The 15,811-nt window shown below is 69.9% G+C and carries 20 protein-coding genes; 10 read left to right on the top strand and 10 right to left on the bottom strand.

Translation table 11 applies throughout. From position 1 onward, the window contains the following. Nucleotides 1-101: 101 nt before the first annotated feature. Entirely contained in the window at nucleotides 102-716 is a 615-nt protein-coding gene (locus ATL42_RS02115; RefSeq protein ID WP_098453940.1) for a GDSL-type esterase/lipase family protein, read from the top strand. A gap of 75 nt (nucleotides 717-791) precedes the next feature. Here ATL42_RS02115 and ATL42_RS02110 read toward each other — a convergent pair whose 3' ends face one another. Both ATL42_RS02110 and ATL42_RS02105 read right to left on the bottom strand, forming a co-directional pair. Next, nucleotides 792-1,649 (bottom strand): DUF4097 family beta strand repeat-containing protein, encoded by an 858-nt coding sequence (locus ATL42_RS02110; protein ID WP_098453939.1) that lies wholly within the window; start codon nucleotides 1,647-1,649, stop codon nucleotides 792-794. Nucleotides 1,650-1,728: 79 nt separating this feature from the next. Continuing rightward, entirely contained in the window at nucleotides 1,729-2,817 is a 1,089-nt protein-coding gene (locus ATL42_RS02105) for a type IV pilus twitching motility protein PilT (RefSeq protein ID WP_098453938.1), read from the bottom strand. Nucleotides 2,818-2,989: 172 nt separating this feature from the next. Between ATL42_RS02105 and ATL42_RS16940 the strand changes: the two genes are divergently transcribed. Then, the gene (locus ATL42_RS16940; RefSeq protein ID WP_098456258.1) at nucleotides 2,990-3,064 is read left to right on the top strand and encodes a 50S ribosomal protein bL37; all 75 of its coding nucleotides are present in this window, start codon (nucleotides 2,990-2,992) and stop codon (nucleotides 3,062-3,064) included. A 93-nt stretch (nucleotides 3,065-3,157) separates the two neighbouring features. On the opposite strand, the gene rsrA is transcribed toward ATL42_RS16940, so the two are convergent. After that, on the bottom strand, nucleotides 3,158-3,412 hold the full coding sequence (gene rsrA, locus ATL42_RS02095) for a mycothiol system anti-sigma-R factor (RefSeq protein WP_098453937.1): 255 nt from the start codon (nucleotides 3,410-3,412) through the stop codon (nucleotides 3,158-3,160). Continuing rightward, a complete protein-coding gene (locus ATL42_RS02090) occupies nucleotides 3,409-4,218 on the bottom strand; it encodes a sigma-70 family RNA polymerase sigma factor (RefSeq protein ID WP_425443174.1) in 810 nt (269 codons plus the stop codon). The genes rsrA and ATL42_RS02090 overlap by 4 nt, the downstream gene beginning before the upstream one ends. Nucleotides 4,219-4,270: 52 nt before the next feature. On the opposite strand from ATL42_RS02090, the gene ATL42_RS02085 reads away from it, so the two are divergent. The 5 genes from ATL42_RS02085 to hisN all read left to right on the top strand — a co-directional run bounded on the left by ATL42_RS02085 (nucleotide 4,271) and on the right by hisN (nucleotide 8,668). Then, nucleotides 4,271-4,816: a ferritin gene (locus tag ATL42_RS02085; protein WP_098453936.1), complete on the top strand. Its 546-nt coding sequence runs from the start codon at nucleotides 4,271-4,273 to the stop codon at nucleotides 4,814-4,816. Nucleotides 4,817-4,878: 62 nt separating this feature from the next. After that, nucleotides 4,879-5,358: a DoxX family membrane protein gene (locus ATL42_RS02080; RefSeq protein WP_098453935.1), complete on the top strand. Its 480-nt coding sequence runs from the start codon at nucleotides 4,879-4,881 to the stop codon at nucleotides 5,356-5,358. Between the two features lie 60 nt (nucleotides 5,359-5,418). Beyond that, on the top strand, nucleotides 5,419-6,741 hold the full coding sequence (gene aroA, locus ATL42_RS02075) for a 3-phosphoshikimate 1-carboxyvinyltransferase (protein ID WP_098453934.1): 1,323 nt from the start codon (nucleotides 5,419-5,421) through the stop codon (nucleotides 6,739-6,741). 4 nt (nucleotides 6,742-6,745) lie between these two features. Then, nucleotides 6,746-7,783: a ribosome small subunit-dependent GTPase A gene (rsgA, locus tag ATL42_RS02070; protein WP_098453933.1), complete on the top strand. Its 1,038-nt coding sequence runs from the start codon at nucleotides 6,746-6,748 to the stop codon at nucleotides 7,781-7,783. A 75-nt stretch (nucleotides 7,784-7,858) separates the two neighbouring features. Then, nucleotides 7,859-8,668 carry a histidinol-phosphatase gene (gene hisN, locus ATL42_RS02065; protein ID WP_098453932.1) on the top strand — a complete coding sequence of 270 codons (810 nt, stop codon included), beginning with the start codon at nucleotides 7,859-7,861 and terminating at the stop codon, nucleotides 8,666-8,668. On the opposite strand, the gene ATL42_RS02060 is transcribed toward hisN, so the two are convergent. Genes ATL42_RS02060 through ATL42_RS02050 form a run of 3 tightly spaced genes read right to left on the bottom strand, consistent with a single transcriptional unit; the run spans nucleotide 8,642 to nucleotide 11,323 of the window. Beyond that, on the bottom strand, nucleotides 8,642-9,133 hold the full coding sequence (locus tag ATL42_RS02060) for a DUF6912 family protein (RefSeq protein ID WP_098453931.1): 492 nt from the start codon (nucleotides 9,131-9,133) through the stop codon (nucleotides 8,642-8,644). The genes hisN and ATL42_RS02060 overlap by 27 nt on opposite strands. Nucleotides 9,134-9,137: 4 nt before the next feature. After that, nucleotides 9,138-10,628 carry a CpaE/TadZ family protein gene (locus ATL42_RS02055; RefSeq protein ID WP_143556677.1) on the bottom strand — a complete coding sequence of 497 codons (1,491 nt, stop codon included), beginning with the start codon at nucleotides 10,626-10,628 and terminating at the stop codon, nucleotides 9,138-9,140. Further along, nucleotides 10,625-11,323 carry a hypothetical protein gene (locus tag ATL42_RS02050; RefSeq protein ID WP_098453930.1) on the bottom strand — a complete coding sequence of 233 codons (699 nt, stop codon included), beginning with the start codon at nucleotides 11,321-11,323 and terminating at the stop codon, nucleotides 10,625-10,627. Before ATL42_RS02050 ends, ATL42_RS02055 begins: the two co-directional genes overlap by 4 nt. 140 nt (nucleotides 11,324-11,463) lie before the next feature. On the opposite strand from ATL42_RS02050, the gene ATL42_RS02045 reads away from it, so the two are divergent. Further along, nucleotides 11,464-11,676, top strand: coding sequence for a helix-turn-helix domain-containing protein (locus tag ATL42_RS02045; protein WP_425443173.1), 213 nt, complete (start codon nucleotides 11,464-11,466; stop codon nucleotides 11,674-11,676). Here the strand turns inward: ATL42_RS02045 and ATL42_RS02040 are convergent, their stop codons facing one another. The 3 genes from ATL42_RS02040 to ATL42_RS02030 all read right to left on the bottom strand — a co-directional run bounded on the left by ATL42_RS02040 (nucleotide 11,677) and on the right by ATL42_RS02030 (nucleotide 14,153). Beyond that, nucleotides 11,677-12,231, bottom strand: coding sequence for a hypothetical protein (locus ATL42_RS02040; RefSeq protein ID WP_098453929.1), 555 nt, complete (start codon nucleotides 12,229-12,231; stop codon nucleotides 11,677-11,679). It abuts the gene before it with no gap. A gap of 121 nt (nucleotides 12,232-12,352) precedes the next feature. Beyond that, nucleotides 12,353-13,528 (bottom strand): SGNH/GDSL hydrolase family protein, encoded by a 1,176-nt coding sequence (locus ATL42_RS02035; protein ID WP_098453928.1) that lies wholly within the window; start codon nucleotides 13,526-13,528, stop codon nucleotides 12,353-12,355. 22 nt (nucleotides 13,529-13,550) lie between these two features. Continuing rightward, entirely contained in the window at nucleotides 13,551-14,153 is a 603-nt protein-coding gene (locus ATL42_RS02030; RefSeq protein WP_245862006.1) for a TetR/AcrR family transcriptional regulator, read from the bottom strand. Nucleotides 14,154-14,340: 187 nt separating this feature from the next. On the opposite strand from ATL42_RS02030, the gene ATL42_RS02025 reads away from it, so the two are divergent. Both ATL42_RS02025 and ATL42_RS02020 read left to right on the top strand, forming a co-directional pair. Continuing rightward, nucleotides 14,341-15,078 carry a LysM peptidoglycan-binding domain-containing protein gene (locus tag ATL42_RS02025; RefSeq protein WP_098453927.1) on the top strand — a complete coding sequence of 246 codons (738 nt, stop codon included), beginning with the start codon at nucleotides 14,341-14,343 and terminating at the stop codon, nucleotides 15,076-15,078. A 52-nt stretch (nucleotides 15,079-15,130) separates the two neighbouring features. Then, nucleotides 15,131-15,745 (top strand): Rv3235 family protein, encoded by a 615-nt coding sequence (locus tag ATL42_RS02020; protein WP_098453926.1) that lies wholly within the window; start codon nucleotides 15,131-15,133, stop codon nucleotides 15,743-15,745. Nucleotides 15,746-15,811 lie beyond the last annotated feature (66 nt).

Below are 15,811 nucleotides of genomic sequence, written 5' to 3'. Positions count from 1 at the left end.
TTCGGCGTGTTGCGGTACCCCGCTGGCGTCTGACTGTCCGAGAATTGGTCAGGGCGCTCCCGTCGGACGCCCGGCCGTGCTCGAACTGAACGGGAGCCACCGTGACCACCCCCGCACCTGACCAGCTGCGCATCTGCGTGGTCGGCGACGAGCTCGCTGCGGGGGTCGGCGATCCGAAGGGTCTCGGATGGCTCGGACGCGTGAGCGCACGGACACGCTCGCCGCTCTTGACGATGATCTTCCCGCTGGCGGTGCCCGGCGAGACCACCACAGCACTGAGCGCACGCTGGGAGGGTGAGTTCAACCGCCGAGCGTTCAACGATCCTCGCATCGATCACCGTATCGTCGTCGCCCTCGGGCGCGCGGATGTCGCTGCCGGGCTCACCGTCGCGCGGAGCCGTCTCAACCTGGCCAACATCCTCGACGTCGCCGACGACCGTCGGATCCCGGCGTTCGTCGTCGGTCCGCCTCCGGGCGCCGACCACGAACGCGACCGGATCGGCGAGCTCTCCACCGCGTTCGCCGACGTGGCGAACCGTCGACGCGTCCCCTACGTCGACACGTTCACTCCGTTGGTCAACCACGAGCAGTGGCTCGCCGACCTCGCCGCGGGCGGCACGACGTACCCGGGCCAGGCCGGCTACGGCCTCATGGCATGGCTCGTGCTCCACACCGGCTGGGCCCGGTGGCTCGGCCTCCCCGACGACGACGTCTGACCTTGTCCGGTCGCACCTCGCCTCAGCCCGACGACCGCACCGGCCTGGTCCCGTGCAGCGAGCGCCCTCCGACGGTCACTGTCCGCGGGAGATGACCACGTCGCCCGAGATGGTGCTCGTCGAGAGGAACGTCGTCGCGTCCGGCTCGACATGGTCGACGAGCGCGGTCCGCGCGCCCGGGCGCTTGAGGCTCGCCCCGTCGAGCAGGACGCTGCCGGAGACCGACCTCGCGTGCAGGTCGACACCGACCCCGTCCGGCAGGTGGAGCGCCACCGTCGACGAGACGGTCTTCGCCGTGATGAGGCTCGCGCGAGTCCCCGCACGCACCGCGACCGGACCCGAGACGGTGTTGACCTCAGCGCGTGTGAGCTGACCACCCACCTCGATCCGTCCCGTGCCGGTCTTGACATTGACCGCGCCACGATGCTCGGTCACGCGGACTGCTCCGGCGACCGTCGAGACGTTCACAGGTGCGCCGGCTCCGTTGATCTCCACGGGCCCGTCGACAGAGCTCACCGTGATCGGTCCGTCCACGCCCTCCAGGCTCACGCTCGCCCGGAGCGAGGTGACCTTCACAGCTGCTCCGTGCGGGACGCGCAGCACGATGTCCGCCGAGTCCTTGTCGCGCAGGCCCTTGACCCTGTCTACGAGCCCTTCGATGCCGGAGAACTCGTACGACACCTGGAGCTCGTCGTTCGACAACGATGCGACGAGCGGACGGTCAGAGACAGTGAGCACCTCGAGCTCGACGTCCAGCCGGTCCCAGACCTCGACACGGACGGACCCCGCGTTCACGGAGGCGGACACCACCGAGACCGGTCCCGGTCCTGCGCCGAAGGTCGTCTCCCCAGACGCCGCCGCGTCGAGAGCGTCGGAGGCGATCATGGTGGTGATGAGCCGCGGTGCGGCGATCACCCAGGTCTCGTTGCGCATGTGCACTCCTCGTGTCGGGTGGTACACACGCTAGACGGCCTGGCGACCACGACAAAGTCGGAGCAGACAGCCGCCTGGACTACGAGATGATGCCGGCGGCCCGCAGCTCCACCGTGAGGTCTTGAGGGTTCGTCGACGCCCCGCACGCCTCGTCGTACGTGATGACCTCGTCACGGACGAGGTCGAACAGGTGCTGGTCGAACGTCTGCATCTTGTAGTACTCGCCGTCCTTGATGAGATCGAGCAGGGGCGGGCTGTCCTGAGGGTTGACGATCGCTTCCGCGGTCCGCCCAGTGTTGACGAGGACCTCGGTGACGACGCGGCGCCCACCCCCGTCGGCTCGCCGGACGAGGCGCTGAGAGACGATACCGCGCAACGACTGCGCGAGCGCGGTGCGGACCTGGGTCTGCTCGTGCGGCGGGAAGAAGTCGATGATCCGGTTGATCGTCTCCTGCGCGTCGATCGTGTGGAGGGTCGACATGACGAAGTGCCCGGTCTCTGCCGCTTGGAGAGCCGCCTTGACGGTCTCGGCGTCGCGCATCTCTCCGACGAGGATGACGTCCGGGTCTTGGCGCATCGCTGCGCGCAGCGCCGAACCGAAGTCCGCGGTGTCCTGACGCACCTCACGCTGGGAGATGATCGCCTTCTTGTCCGTGTGCAGGACCTCGATGGGGTCCTCGATCGAGATGATGTTCACCTCGCGGAGCGTGTTGATGAGGTCGACCATCGACGCCAGCGTCGTCGTCTTGCCCGAGCCTGTCGGCCCTGTGACGAGGACGAGGCCACGAGGTTCGAGCGACAGCTCTCCCACGACCTCGGGAAGCCCGAGCTCGGCGATGGAGAGGGTGCCCTCCGTCACCCGCCGGAAGACGAGACCGACGTGCCCGCGAGCCTGGTATGCGTTCACCCGGAAACGACCCACCTCGTCGAGCTGGAAGGCGAAGTCCGCCTCGTGGGAGCGCTCGAAGTCCTCGATGTAGTCGTCGGGGAGCACCTCCGAGAGCATGTTCACCGTGTCGGCGGGCTCGAGCGACGGGGTCTGGAGCTTGCGCAGGCGACCGTCCACCCGGACCCGGGGTGACGATCCGACCTTGCAGTGCAGGTCAGACGCACCGGTGCTGGCCAGGGCGTGGAGTAGCGGGATGACGGACTGGATCTGTTCGCTCACGCCAGTGTTATCGGCACGCACCGTCCGGACTTGAGGACCCGCCCGCCGGGTCACCCGCTACGGACCTCACACATCGTCGTGCCTCGGCATCCCAGGACGTGTGGGATCATAGAGTCGAGGCTCGTGCGGCCACACGCGCGGCTACCAGTCCTTTTGATTCAAGGAGATCACCATGAGCAAGCGCGGACGCAAGCGTCGTGACCGTAAGAAGAACGCAGCGAACCACGGCAAGCGTCCCAACGCCTGATTCGCCAGCGACAGACGAGGGCCCCGATGCGCACGCATCGGGGCCCTCGGTCGTTCGCACGGACGTCGGTCGCACCGCGTGCGCCGTCCCGGCTCAGCTCTCTCTCGGCGAACCGTCCGCCGAGTAGAGGACGATCTGCTCATGGATACGCAGGCGCAGGTACTCTGGCGCCTGCTCGACGCAGGAGCGTCGCAAGAGCCGCTTGACCATCTCGTCGATACCGAGCTCAGCCAGGCACGGCGAGCACTCGGCAACATGGGTCCGCATCTTCTCAGCATCGTCCGCTGTCATCTCCGAGTCGAGGTACTCGAAGAGACGCTCGATGACGTTGTCGCAGTCGTCGCTCACCGCGCGTCCTCCTTGCCGTGCGTCGTCCGGCCGGTGGTCGCGCCCTCGCCCGAGGGGACGAAACCACGGTCGACTGCGTAGTCCCGGAGCAGCTCTCGCAGCTGGGCGCGACCGCGGTGCAGCCTCGACATGACTGTCCCGATCGGCGTACCCATGATCTCAGCGATCTCCTTGTACGGGAACCCCTCGACATCGGCCAGGTAGACGGCCATCCGGCGGTCCTCAGGGATCTCCTGCAGCGCCCGCTTGACGTCAGAGTCCGGCAGACGGTCGAGCGCGTCGGCCTCCGCCGACCTCAGCCCGGTGGAGGTGTGGGAGGCAGCACGCGCGATCTGCCAGTCCTCGACGTCCTCCGCCGCCGACTGCTGCGGCTCACGCTGCTTCTTGCGGTAGTTGTTGATGAACGTGTTGGTGAGGATCCGGTACAGCCACGCCTTGAGATTGGTGTCGGGCCGGTACTGGTGGAACGCAGCGAACGCCTTCGCGAACGTCTCCTGGACGAGATCCTCGGCATCGGTGGGGTTACGGGTCATCCGCAGCGCCGCCGAGTAGAGCTGGTCCAGGTGCGCCAGAGCGTCGCGCTCGAACCGTGCGGTCCGTGCAGCATCGTCCTCGGTCTGGGGAGCGCGGTTCGTGTCCTCGGTCATCAGGACCGAGCGTAGCGCCACCACCGGGCCCTCGCCCACGCTCACGGCGCGCGCCAGAGCTGCGCCAGCAGGGGCAGCCACGTCAGGTCGTTCTTTCAGTCCGCATGTCACGAGGGCGTCAACACCCGTCGTCGGTCCAGCATTCCCGCCCACAGGCACGCAGTGGTCGTCCCGGACGGCCAGGAGCCCGACTCGGCGCTACGGTTCTTCTATGACGACGACAGCAGCTGACTCCCAATTTCTCACCCTCCTGCGCGAACAGGTCGGCCACGAGTTCGACGCGCACCAGCAGTACATCGCGATCGCCGTGTGGTTCGACAGGCAGGATCTTCCGCAGCTCGCTGCGCACTTCTACCGCCAGGCGATCGAAGAGCGCAACCACGCGATGATGATCGTCCAGTACATGCTCGACCGCGATCTCGCCGTCCAGATCCCGTCGGGGAGCGCGGTGCGCAACGACTTCGCGAACGTCGTCGAGCCGATCCAGCTGGCGCTCGAGCAGGAGAAGCAGGTGACCTCGCAGATCGAGGCGATCTTCCGCGCCGCGCGTGCCGAAGGTGACGCGCTCGGCGAGCAGTTCCTCCTGTGGTTCCTCAAGGAGCAGGTCGAGGAGGTCGCCTCGGCGAACACCCTGCTGACCGTCGCCCGCCGTGCGGTGGACAACCTCTTCGACCTCGAGAACTACGTCGCCCGCGAGCAGGTCGGTGACGGTGGCGAGTCCACGGACGCGCCCCAGGCCGCTGGCGGCGCGCTCTGACCTGTCGGCCCCGAGCCGTCTGCACCACCCTGATCACGATGCCTGCTGTGAGGAGATCTCCGATGTTGCTCCGCCCGATCGCCCGTCCCCTGCTCGCCACCTGGTTCATCCACGACGGGCTCGATGCCGCGCTCCACCCGGGCCGGCACCTCGAGTCCGCGCGAGGCCCGGCGGACCAGGTCTCCGCGCTCGTCGGCGGCGCCCCGCACCTCACAGACAGCCAGGTGAAGACGGCGGTCCGTGTCCACGGCGGGCTGACCGTCGTCGCAGGAGCAGCGCTCGCCGTCGGCCGAGCACCGCGCTCCGCGGCCCTGTTCCTCGCGCTGCTCACCGTGCCGCTCGCCATCGCCGACCAGCCCTTCACCTCGGGGACGGTCGCACGGTCCGTGCGGACCGAGCAGTTCGTCAGGCGGCTCGGTGCCGTCGGAGCAGCCCTCCTCGCGGGCGTCGACTACGAAGGCCGTCCCGGGATCACCTGGCGCGTCGAGCACTCGAAGGCTGCTCGCGCAGCGAGCCGCGCCGCTGTGCGCGCGACAGACTGACCGACCGCGCAGGCGTGGTCGCCCGGCCCGGCGCCGCTCCCGGTGCAATAACCTGAGCCAATGACGATCGCAGCACCCGATGCAGACCTGTGGACCGCACCGACCCTCGACCCGGCACCTGGACAGCTCGACGCCCAGGTCGACGTCCCCGGCTCCAAGTCGCTCACCAACCGCTACCTCGTGCTCGCGGCCCTCGCCGGCTCGCCCGGCACGGTGCGCGGTGCGCTGCGCAGCCGGGACACGGACCTCATGGTCGGCGCGCTGCGCGCGCTGGGTGCACAGATCACCGAGGGCGCAGAGGCCAGCACGTGGCACATCACCCCGGCCACGCTCACCGGCGATGCGTCGATCGACTGCGGGCTCGCCGGGACAGTCATGCGGTTCATCCCGGCTGTGGCGGCGCTCGCCGACGGCGAGGTCACCCTCGACGGTGACGCCGGCGCCCGGGTGCGGCCGATGGCACCGATCCTCGACGGGCTCCGGGGGCTCAGCGTCCGGATCGACGACGGTGGACGCGGGCTCCTCCCCTTCACGATCCACGGCACCGGGAGCGTGCGCGGCGGCTCGGTCGACGTCGACGCCTCTGCGTCGAGCCAGTTCGTCTCAGGCCTCTTGCTCGCGTCCGCCCGGTTCGACCAGGGCCTGACCCTGCGGCACACCGGCCCGACCCTCCCCAGCCTCCCCCACATCGACATGACCGTCGCTGTGATGCGGGAGGCCGGGATCGTCGTCGACAGCTCACGGCCCGCGATCTGGCAGGTTCGACCAGGCACCGTCGCCGGCCGCGACGTCCGGGTCGAGCCCGACCTCTCGAACGCCGGGCCGTTCCTCGCCGCCGCGCTCGTCGCCGGAGGCACCGTCCGCGTGCCCGGGTGGCCGAGCAGCACCACGCAGCCCGGCGCGATGATGGCAGACCTCCTCACGGCGATGGGCGGGCACGCCCACCTGGCCGACGGCGTCATGACGGTCACCGGCACCGGAGAGATCACCGGGCTCGACGTCGACCTCCACGAGGCAGGCGAGCTCGCCCCGACGATCGCCGCCCTCGCTGCTCTCGCGACCACACCGTCCCGGCTGCGCGGCATCGCCCACCTCCGTGGTCACGAGACGGACCGCCTCGCTGCCCTGGCGACGGAGATCACCCGGCTCGGCGGCCAGGCCGAGCAGACGTCCGACGGTCTCGTCATCACTCCCCGCCCCCTGCACGGTGGGGTGGTGCACACTTACCACGACCACCGCATGGCGACGGCTGGCGCGATCCTCGGTCTGCGTGTCCCCGGTGTCCAGGTCGAGAACGTCGCCACGACCGCCAAGACGCTGCCCGGCTTCACGCGGATGTGGGACCAGATGCTGTCGGGCCTCACCGACGGACCGGTGGCCTGAGACAGTGTCCCGTCGTCCGATCGACGAGTCCGACTTCCGTCAACGACCGAGCAAGCGCGGGTCACGCCCGCGCACCAAGACCCGTCCCGACCACGACGACGCCCTCACCGGGCTCGTCACCGGCGTCGATCGCGGCCGCTACACCGTCCTCATCGACGAGAACCTCCCGGACGAGCACAGCATCATCGCGATGAAAGCACGCGAGCTCACACGCCAGCGGGTGGTCTGCGGTGACCACGTCGACATGGTGGGCGACACCACCGGGGACGACGGGACTCTCGCGCGCATCGTGCGCATCACAGAGCGGTCGACCGTCCTGCGACGCACAGCAGACGACACCGACCCGTACGAGCGGATCATCGTCGCGAACGCCGACCAGCTCGTCATCGTCACTGCCCTCGCTGACCCCGAGCCACGGACACGGATGATCGACCGGTGCGTCGTGGCTGCCTACGACGCCGGCATGGACGTGCTCCTGTGCCTCACGAAGTCGGACCTGGCCTCGCCCGACGCGCTCAAGGCGCTCTACGAGCCCATCGGGGTCTCGGTGGTGACGACGCACCGCTCCCCCACCGGAGAGATCACCCCGCTCCCTGACGTCCAGAAGGCGCTGTCGGGGCGGACCTCCGTCTTCGTCGGCCACTCGGGCGTCGGCAAGTCGACGCTCGTCAACGCGCTCGTGCCCGGTGCGCGCCGCACCGTCGGGGTCGTCAACGACGTCACCGGACGCGGCCGGCAGACGTCGACCTCCGCGGTCGCGCTCCGGCTGCCCGAGCACGAGGGCGCACGCGGCTGGGTCATCGACACCCCCGGGGTGCGGTCGTTCGGGCTCGCCCACGTCCAGATCGAGAACCTCCTCACCGCGTTCGACGACCTCGCGGACGTCGCAGCCGAGTGCCCTCGCGGGTGCACCCACCTCGACGGTTCGCCCGACTGCGAGCTCGACACCTGGATCGCCGCCGCCACGGACGACCTCGTCGTGCAGACCGCACGTGCAGCGCGCGTCGACTCGTTCCGACGGCTGCTCGCCGCACGGTCGTAGCCTGCGCGCTGACGATCACCGTGCGTCGCCGCGCCTTGTCGCTGGTCGGGGCACCGCAGCGCTACCGTGGGAGGCATGACGACGCGCGCGCAGTACGACGACGACCTCCGCCTTGCCCTCGTCATCGCGGACCAGGTCGACTCCCTGACGATGTCCCGGTTCAAGGCGCTCGATCTCCACGTCGAGTCGAAACCGGACAGCACCCCCGTCACCGACGCGGACCGCAGCGCGGAAGAGATCATCCGTGGACAGCTCAGCCGCTCCCGAGGGCGAGACGCGATCGTCGGCGAAGAGTTCGGGACCACCGGTCACGGCTCACGGCGATGGATCGTCGACCCGATCGACGGCACCAAGAACTTCGTGCGCGGCGTGCCTGTCTGGGCGACGCTCATCGCGCTCGCCGACGGTGACGAGATCGTCGTCGGGGTCGTCAGCGCCCCCGCGCTCGGGCGTCGCTGGTGGGCTGCGCGTGGCACCGGCGCCTGGACCGGTCGGTCGCTCGCTCACGCGACACGGCTGCGGGTCTCCGGCGTGAGCAGCATCGCCGACGCGTCGATCTCGTACTCGAGCCTCAGCGGGTGGGAGGAGCGCGGGATGCTCCCCGGCTTCCTCAACCTGTCCCGGCAGGCGTGGCGCACCCGCGCCTACGGCGACTTCTGGTCCTACATGCTCGTCGCAGAAGGCGCGGTCGACCTGGCGCTCGAGCCCGAGCTCGAGCTCTACGACATGGCTGCGCTCGTGCCGATCGTCACGGAGGCCGGTGGCCGGTTCACGTCGCTCGACGGAGTCGACGGCCCCCACGGCGGCAATGCGCTCGTGAGCAACGGGCTGCTCCACGACGGCGCGCTCGCAGTGCTCTCAGCGCGGGATCGCCCCGAGCTCTGACGCGTCGTACCAGAGCAGGTCCCGCTCGACCAGCCGCTCCATCGCGTCCTCGTCGCCACCGAGGACAGCCTGGACGTCGGACGCGGCCTCGGGCTCGTCCACGTGGGCGCACACCACGACGACCCCGGTGACGCGCTCCGTCACGTCGACGGCGCTCAGAGGCACGTCCTCGGGAGCCTCCCCCGCCAGCGGCACAGACGGGCGGACGAGGGAGTCCGGAACATCGACCGACAGGACCACGCGCAGCCATGCGACCGAGGGCTTCGCGGCGATGGCGAGCACCGAGTCGTCTGCAGCAGCGAGCTGAGCCTCGAACTCCACCTCTTCGACGTCGGTCACGTCCTCGTCGGCGAGCGCGGCGGCGAGGGACTGCGTGGCTGCGTGGGCCCGTCGAGGCTCGACGGTCATGGTGCCCTTGTGCAGGGCGTCGAGCTCGTCGAGGGTCGCGGGGAGGTAGAGGCGCATAGGCCTAGTGTGCCACCGGCCGACCGGCGGGCGAGGTCGCACCTTGCTTCTCGGGCGTCGCACCATCAGAGGGGGCTGCGGTGGCACGCACGCGGTCGGCGAGCGACCGGATCGCCCGGCGCGGTGCTGACGCGGGTGCGTGCTCGGCCAGGGTGCGACCGGCAAGGAGCGCTCCGTCGCACGCCGGCTGGTCGTCGGGAACGAGGACGGCGTCGTTGACGCTCGCGTACCGGTAGAGCGCGTCGCGCAGCGCAGAGGACGGGTTGGCACCGGCCGCTGACGCGCGGACCCTGTTGACCACGACGATGCGCTCGGCTGTGTCGGCAGCGCCCGACTCCCGCAGGTCGTCCAGGGCGCGGACGAGGCGTTGCACCCCGACGGGATCGGCACCGCCCACCACGACGACGACGTCGGCCGCGCCGAGCGCACTGAGCGTGGCACCGTTCCGCTGCGGTGCTCTCGTGTCGTAGGAGAGCATCTCGTCACGCTCGACGCTGAAGCCGCAGTCGACGACGGTCCAGTCGGCGATCTCACGGCACCCTTCCCAGACGACGTCGAGCGCGACCTCGGACACCTCTGGCCACCGCGAGGCCCGGGCGATCCCGGTCAGGACGCGCAGCCGCGGCGAGATCTCCGGTGAGAGCCGAGCGAGCAGAGCGGGGTCGAGCGCTCCTTGGCCCACGGCGCGGCAGGCGGCGGCGATGCCCGAGGACTCGTCGAGCAGCCCGGCGATCTGCGCGAGGGACCCCGAGTACGTGTCGGCATCGACGAGCAGCGACGTCTCGCGACCGCTGGCACCGACGTCCTCGCCCTCGGCTGCGGCTCTCGCTCGTCCGCCTTTGGCCGACCGACGGCTCTTCGCTGTCGTGACGAGCTCCGACGCGATGTTGAAGGCGATGGTGGAGCGACCAGGTGCGCCGGTCGGGCCCCAGACAGCGACGATGCGACCGCGTCGCCCAGGGCGAGGGTCGGTCGCCTGTGCGTCGTCGTCCTGGTGCGGGCTCGGCCGGCCCCAGGCGTCGTCGGCTCTCTCGCTGCCCCAGCCGTCGGCGGTTCCTCGCCTGTCGAACGACGGGCTGGGCTCCTCGTGGCGGACGGTCGTCGACGCCAGCGCGCGGACGGAGGACACGAGCGTCTCGGCGACCAGCCCCGCGTCGAGGACCGCATCGACGCCGAGCGCGGCCATACGTTCTGCCTGGCTGTCGTCCGTCGTGTCGAGGATCCCGATGACACGGACGCCGTCCGTGTGCAGCGCCGCGACGACAGCCCGGTCGAGGCCGACGAGGTCGCCCGAGACGACCGCGACCATCCCGAGCCCCGAGGCGGACGCGGCGAGGAGCTCGGCGACGTCGGCGCACCGCCGTGTGACGTTGAGGTCGGCGGCCGTCGCAAGGATCCCGACGACGTGGCCCTCCAGCGCGCCCCGGACGGAGCAGAGGACCGTCGACTCGCGTCGAGCGGGGCTCTCTGGCTGGTCGAAGGCGCCGGGGCTCATCGGTCGAAGCCCGGGACGGGCATGATCGCGACGGTACCGTCGCCGGCGAGCGCGCCGAGGATCTCCGCGAGGTCTTTCGTCGGGACGAGCACCTGGACCGTCGGGGCGCCGCTCGTGAGGAGCCCGCTCCCACCGGTCTTTTCGAGCTCTGCGACGACTAGCCCGTCGGCGAGCAGCGACGGCACGCTCGCCGCGCCCTGCTCGACGGGTAGTGCGCCGACCGGGGAGCCCTGTGCCTCGGCAGGAACCCACCACAGGTCGACGACGCTGCCTGCGACGACCTTGGACGACAGGCTCTGCGCCACCGGCACCGCCACGGAGCGGAACTCGAGCGCCTCACCCGATCCCACCGACGACCTCGAGAGGAGCTCGCGCTCGCCCACGGGACGCAGGGCGACCAGTGTCTCGGGCAGCGGGTCGCTCACGAGGAAGTACCTGGACGCGTCTGCCCCCAGCCGGACGTCGAGCGACACGAGGTCTGCCGACGTCAGCACGTCGCCTGGGGTGGCGGTCTGGGCGACAGCGTAGACGGCGACGGTCTGCCCTGCGCTCGAGACCGCCCACGACCCGAGGGCGACCGAACCAGCGACGAGGAGCAGCCCGAAGGCCAGGCGGGGGTCGCGCCACCCTGGGCGGCGCAGCCGTGGCGCGCTGGGGCTGGGCAGATCGGAGGATCCGCTCGAGCGTTCAAGCATCGGTAAGAGTCCCATCGTCGCGAGCACGTGGTGCAGGGAGGCTGCACCGAACCGTGCACATCTTGCCCGGATCGAGGCGCGGATGCACACTGCCTGTGGATGACGGGTGGCGGACCCCCGGAACGTGCAAAACTTGGATCATGCCCAGGTTCCTTACGCTCGCTGACGTCACCGAGGCGTTGAACATCTCCGCCGCCCAGGCGTACGCCCTCGTGCGTGGTGGTGACCTGCCTGCGATCCAGGTCGGTGGTCGAGGCCAGTGGCGCGTCGAGACGACCGAGCTCGAGGCGTACATCCAGCGGATGTATGCCCAGACGCGCGCGAAGGTCGACGCAGGCGGCTTCGAGGAGTAGTCACGTCGCGCTCACGTGAGCGATCGACGAGACCGCGATGACGACGACGTCAGCCGGAGCGCCTCCACCCCGCCCGTCGAGCGGTACTGCCGCGACGTCGAGGTGATCTCGACCCACCCGGTTGATGCGCCCGACGTACTCCCTGTGCGGCGTCCGCACCCGGACGACGGTGCGGTCGCGGGAGATCCCGCGCAGCGCGTGACCGAGGCTCAGGATGCTCGGCGCTCGCCCTTGCCCTGGGCCACCGGCTCCGGGGGCTGCTCGCACCCCGAGGCCGCGGACTGACTCGACCGCACGCAGCGGCACGATCACCTCTCGCCCGGACACCACGAGCAGCAACCACTCCGACGCAGCCTCTCGCAGCTCGCCCTGCAGGTCGAGGCCTGCGTCGAGCAGAAGGTGCAGCGGACGACCCACGACAGCCCGGAGCCTGTCCTCGAGGGTGATCGTCGCCGTCTCTGCCCTGGTGAGGTCCGCGACGGCGGAGTCCAGCTCGAGCGCCTGCGCCACCGTGAGCTGGCCGGCCAGATCGGCGAACAACATCTCCCATCGCATGCGCCACTGTCGCCCGGATCCCCGGCCGGAGGGCTCGTTGTCCACAGGACGATACGCCGGGTGACCTGCCTGGCAGCTGCGCTGGCGCACTCTGCGAAGAGGTGCGTCGATCTCGCTCAGGTCAGAGTGACCACGACAAGGGATCGGTCCGGAGGACCGATCGTGCAAACCTCTCGCCGATGAGCTGATGCGTCGGCGCATCGGGATGGAGCGCATCAGGGAGTGGATGAGCCGCGGAATCCATCTCGCCGTAGAGCTGTCGTCCGTCGAGGTACTGCAGATGGGGGTCCGTGGTCCGCCGCTCCGTCACGATGCGGGCCAGCTCAGCTCGGATGACGTCCAGGGTGAGCTTCCCAGCAGCACGATCAGCGGGGTCGCCTGTGGCACGAAAGCGGAGCATCCCCTGCGCGAGCGCGTCGAGGTCGAACGCGCCCGGCCCGGGGGTGTCCTCGTGGATCGCGCACCAGATCGGCGAGACGACGAGCAGCGGAGCGGTGGGGTGGCCGTCGCGGATGGTGTCGAGGAATCCGTGCACCGCGGGACCGAACGCTCGTAGGCGCATGAGATCGGTGTTCACGAGGTTGATGCCGATCTTCACGCTGACGAGGTCGACCGGGGAGTCGCGGATCGTCCGGGCGACGAACGGGTCGAGCAACGCGCCCCCGCCGAACCCGAGGTTGACCAGCTGGACATCCGCGAGGCGTGCTGCGACGACTGGCCAGATCCCTGTGGGGCGGGTGGCGCTCGACCCATGGCTGATCGAGCTGCCGTGGTGCATCCACACGGGTCGAGGGTGGGCGGGTCCTGGCTCGACGACCGAGTTGCTGCGGAGCTCGAGGAGCTCGATGGTCTCGTTGTGCGGCAGCCAGATCTCGACGTTCTTCAGGACCTCCGGCAGGTCGGCGAACCGGGCTGTGCTCAGTGGACCGACCTCGGTCGTAGACCCTCCCGTCGACATGTCGAACGTGACCGTGGTGCCCCCCGTCGTCGCGGCCTGCGAGACGACGACGCCGTCGATGACGAGGTCGATGGCACCGTCGGGCCGTGCTGGAATGCCTGCGAACGTGGTCCGCGACCGGCGGAGATCAAGCTCGATCTCTGTCGCCGCCGTGCGGAAGGCGAGGTGCACACCAGACGGCTGGGACTCCACCATCGCCAGCTGTGGATCGGTGCACTGGGCGCGGGCCCACCCCGGTAGCCGGTGGGGGACGACGCCGTGCTCGGTCCGACGGAGCTCGGCGGCTCCACGGACGAGGCTGCTGGTGAGAGGGACGGCCGTCAGACTGCGGGCGGTCATGTTTCGTCCATTCGTCGAAGGGTCAGGTGACGTCAGCTGTTGGCCAGCTGCAGAGCAGGGCGTGGAGTGCCTCGATGGTGGCCGTCCAGCTCTCGCCGGGGTCGGGCTCGCTGTGCGCAAAGCTTCCGCTCATCTCCAGCGTGATGAATCCTCGCACCACGCTGCCCAGCATCCGGATCGCGTGGACCTGTGCTGTGCGGTCGAGCTCGTAACCGTGCAGGACTGCTTCGATGAGTCGCGCGTGGCGTGGTCCGGCGCTCGTCGCCACGATCTCGGGGTCTAGCGCAGCCAACGTGGCCGCGAACCGGCCAGGGTGCTCTCTTGCGTAGTCGCGATACGCGTTCGCGAGACCGGCGAGAGCATCTAGGCGGGATCGGCCGGCGACCGCGTCGGCGGCGCGGTCCGCCATCTCCTCGAGCGCCAGGAGGGTGATGTTCTGGCTCAGGTCGGCACTGCTGGTGACGTGCGAGTAGAGGCTCGCGGTCTTCACACCGAATCGGCGTGCGACCTCAGCCACGGTGACACGGTCGAAGCCGATCTCGTCGGCCAGCTCGGCGCCTGCGAGTGCAACCCGCTCCGTCGTGATGCCTGCGCGGACCACGGCCCACATCCTCTGTCTCGACATGAATCCTACATAGAGCAGGCCCTAGCCTAAGCCATATAGGCACGGGTATGTCGAGCTCGGCGTCGCGGCACGTGACCCCGCCCGCTATACACAACCGGCCAACCTCTATGGACACCCTCTAAAACCATCAGGCTATACTCATCAACGTCAGCCACTATCAAACTGCATCAAACAACTACGGAGAGCTATGAAGAGCCGCTCTACCCCGTCCGTCGCGATCGATCGCACCTCGCTCGCGAAGGCCGCAGGCGGCTCCATCGCTCTCGGGCTCGTGACCCTCGCGCTCGCTGCACGGCTCGTCACGACGAGCGCGTCTCTCGACCTCGCCGTCCTGCAGTCTGGGTCACCGACGGCGAGCACCCTCGCGCCGCTCGTCGAGGTGCCTCTTCTCGGTATCGGCTGCGTGGTCGCCGCATGGTGGAGCCTGAGCCTGGTGCTCGTGACCGTCGTGCTCCTCGCTCACGCCGCAGGGCTGCAGAGCGCCCTCCTCGTCTCGTTCGTCCGCGCTGTCGCGCCGTCCGCCGTCCGACGCCTCGCGGTCGCCGGGATCGGCGCAGGGCTCGTCCTCACGGCCGGACCAGCCGTCGCTGCCGAGCCGATCCCGGACCTCGGCTGGGTCTCGACCGGACAGAGCACGCCCGAGACACCTGTCGAGAACAACCTGACGACGTCTCCAGCAGGACCATCAGACGCTCTCCTGCCCACCGAGGACATGACACCCGCCTCGACGACCGTCACCGTCGCCAGCGGAGACACGCTCTGGTCGATCACCGGAGACCTCCTCGGCCCCGAGGCCAGCGACGCACAGATCGCCGCAGCGTGGCCCACCGTGCACGCAGCCAACGCACAGACGATCGGTGCCGACCCGAACGTGATCCTCGTCGGTCAACAGCTCGTCGCCCCACCCGACCTGACGGCCCCATGACGCCTGTCCCCGACCCCGCGCACAGTCCTGCCATCCCTGAAGGAGATCTCCGATGACCGCACCTGCACTCCGGCCGACCGTCCGGCCTGCCCCAGCCCGCGGAACGACCGCCGACCGACCCGCAGCCGACCGATCCACAACGAGCGTCCAGAGAGCGGTCGTTCCGCCTGCGCCGCGCCGCGCCGACTTCGCGACCGCGACAGCGATGCTCACCCCACGGACCCGCCGCCCTGCAGGCCCCCGCGAGTTCAGCCACGCAGCAGCCGGACCGCTCCCGGCGCGCGACGAGTCAGGCATCAGGCCGCCAGCAGAGCTCGGCGATCCCACCGCGCTCTGCTGCGCGGTCGCGCACGCCGCGATCGAGTCGCTCCGGGGCATCCGCCCGCTGACACAGCTCGCACGGTCGGTGTCCCCCGAGATCTTCGACGCCCTCCACGCCCGGGCACAGGTCCGGGTCGCGGCTCGACGTCGCGCAGCCGGGTCGCTCCCCGCGAACCAGGAGCGGCAGCTCCGGTCCCGGGTCCGGCGTGCACGCGTCGTCCGGATCGCTCCGGGGGTCGCCGAGGCGACCGTCGTGGTCGACGACGTCGACCGGGTCCGCGCTGCTGCGGTCCGGGTCGAGGAGCACCGTGGCCGCTGGCGCGTGGTCGTCCTCGAGATCGGATGACAGGCCGGGCACCGCACGCTCGAGGCCGTAGGGGCGCCTCCCGAGAGATCAGGAGGCGCCCCTACG

The sequence above is a fragment of the Sanguibacter antarcticus genome, assembly GCF_002564005.1.
GTDB classification, from domain to species: domain Bacteria; phylum Actinomycetota; class Actinomycetes; order Actinomycetales; family Cellulomonadaceae; genus Sanguibacter; species Sanguibacter antarcticus.
This window is presented reverse-complemented; position numbering and strand designations above follow the sequence as displayed.

Bases quoted from the DNA above. Each gene is read 5' to 3' on its own strand.
- ATL42_RS02110 (WP_098453939.1), bottom strand. From the start codon at position 1,649: ATGCGCAACGAGACCTGGGTGATCGCCGCACCGCGGCTCATCACCACC.
- ATL42_RS02085 (WP_098453936.1), top strand. From the start codon at position 4,271: ATGACGACGACAGCAGCTGACTCCCAATTTCTCACCCTCCTGCGCGAA.
- ATL42_RS02080 (WP_098453935.1), top strand. From the start codon at position 4,879: ATGTTGCTCCGCCCGATCGCCCGTCCCCTGCTCGCCACCTGGTTCATC.
- aroA (WP_098453934.1), top strand. From the start codon at position 5,419: ATGACGATCGCAGCACCCGATGCAGACCTGTGGACCGCACCGACCCTC.
- hisN (WP_098453932.1), top strand. From the start codon at position 7,859: ATGACGACGCGCGCGCAGTACGACGACGACCTCCGCCTTGCCCTCGTC.
- ATL42_RS02060 (WP_098453931.1), bottom strand. From the start codon at position 9,133: ATGCGCCTCTACCTCCCCGCGACCCTCGACGAGCTCGACGCCCTGCAC.
- ATL42_RS02055 (WP_143556677.1), bottom strand. From the start codon at position 10,628: ATGAGCCCCGGCGCCTTCGACCAGCCAGAGAGCCCCGCTCGACGCGAG.
- ATL42_RS02050 (WP_098453930.1), bottom strand. From the start codon at position 11,323: ATGCTTGAACGCTCGAGCGGATCCTCCGATCTGCCCAGCCCCAGCGCG.
- ATL42_RS02045 (WP_425443173.1), top strand. From the start codon at position 11,464: ATGCCCAGGTTCCTTACGCTCGCTGACGTCACCGAGGCGTTGAACATC.
- ATL42_RS02040 (WP_098453929.1), bottom strand. From the start codon at position 12,231: ATGCGATGGGAGATGTTGTTCGCCGATCTGGCCGGCCAGCTCACGGTG.
- ATL42_RS02035 (WP_098453928.1), bottom strand. From the start codon at position 13,528: ATGACCGCCCGCAGTCTGACGGCCGTCCCTCTCACCAGCAGCCTCGTC.
- ATL42_RS02030 (WP_245862006.1), bottom strand. From the start codon at position 14,153: ATGTCGAGACAGAGGATGTGGGCCGTGGTCCGCGCAGGCATCACGACG.
- ATL42_RS02025 (WP_098453927.1), top strand. From the start codon at position 14,341: ATGAAGAGCCGCTCTACCCCGTCCGTCGCGATCGATCGCACCTCGCTC.
- ATL42_RS02020 (WP_098453926.1), top strand. From the start codon at position 15,131: ATGACCGCACCTGCACTCCGGCCGACCGTCCGGCCTGCCCCAGCCCGC.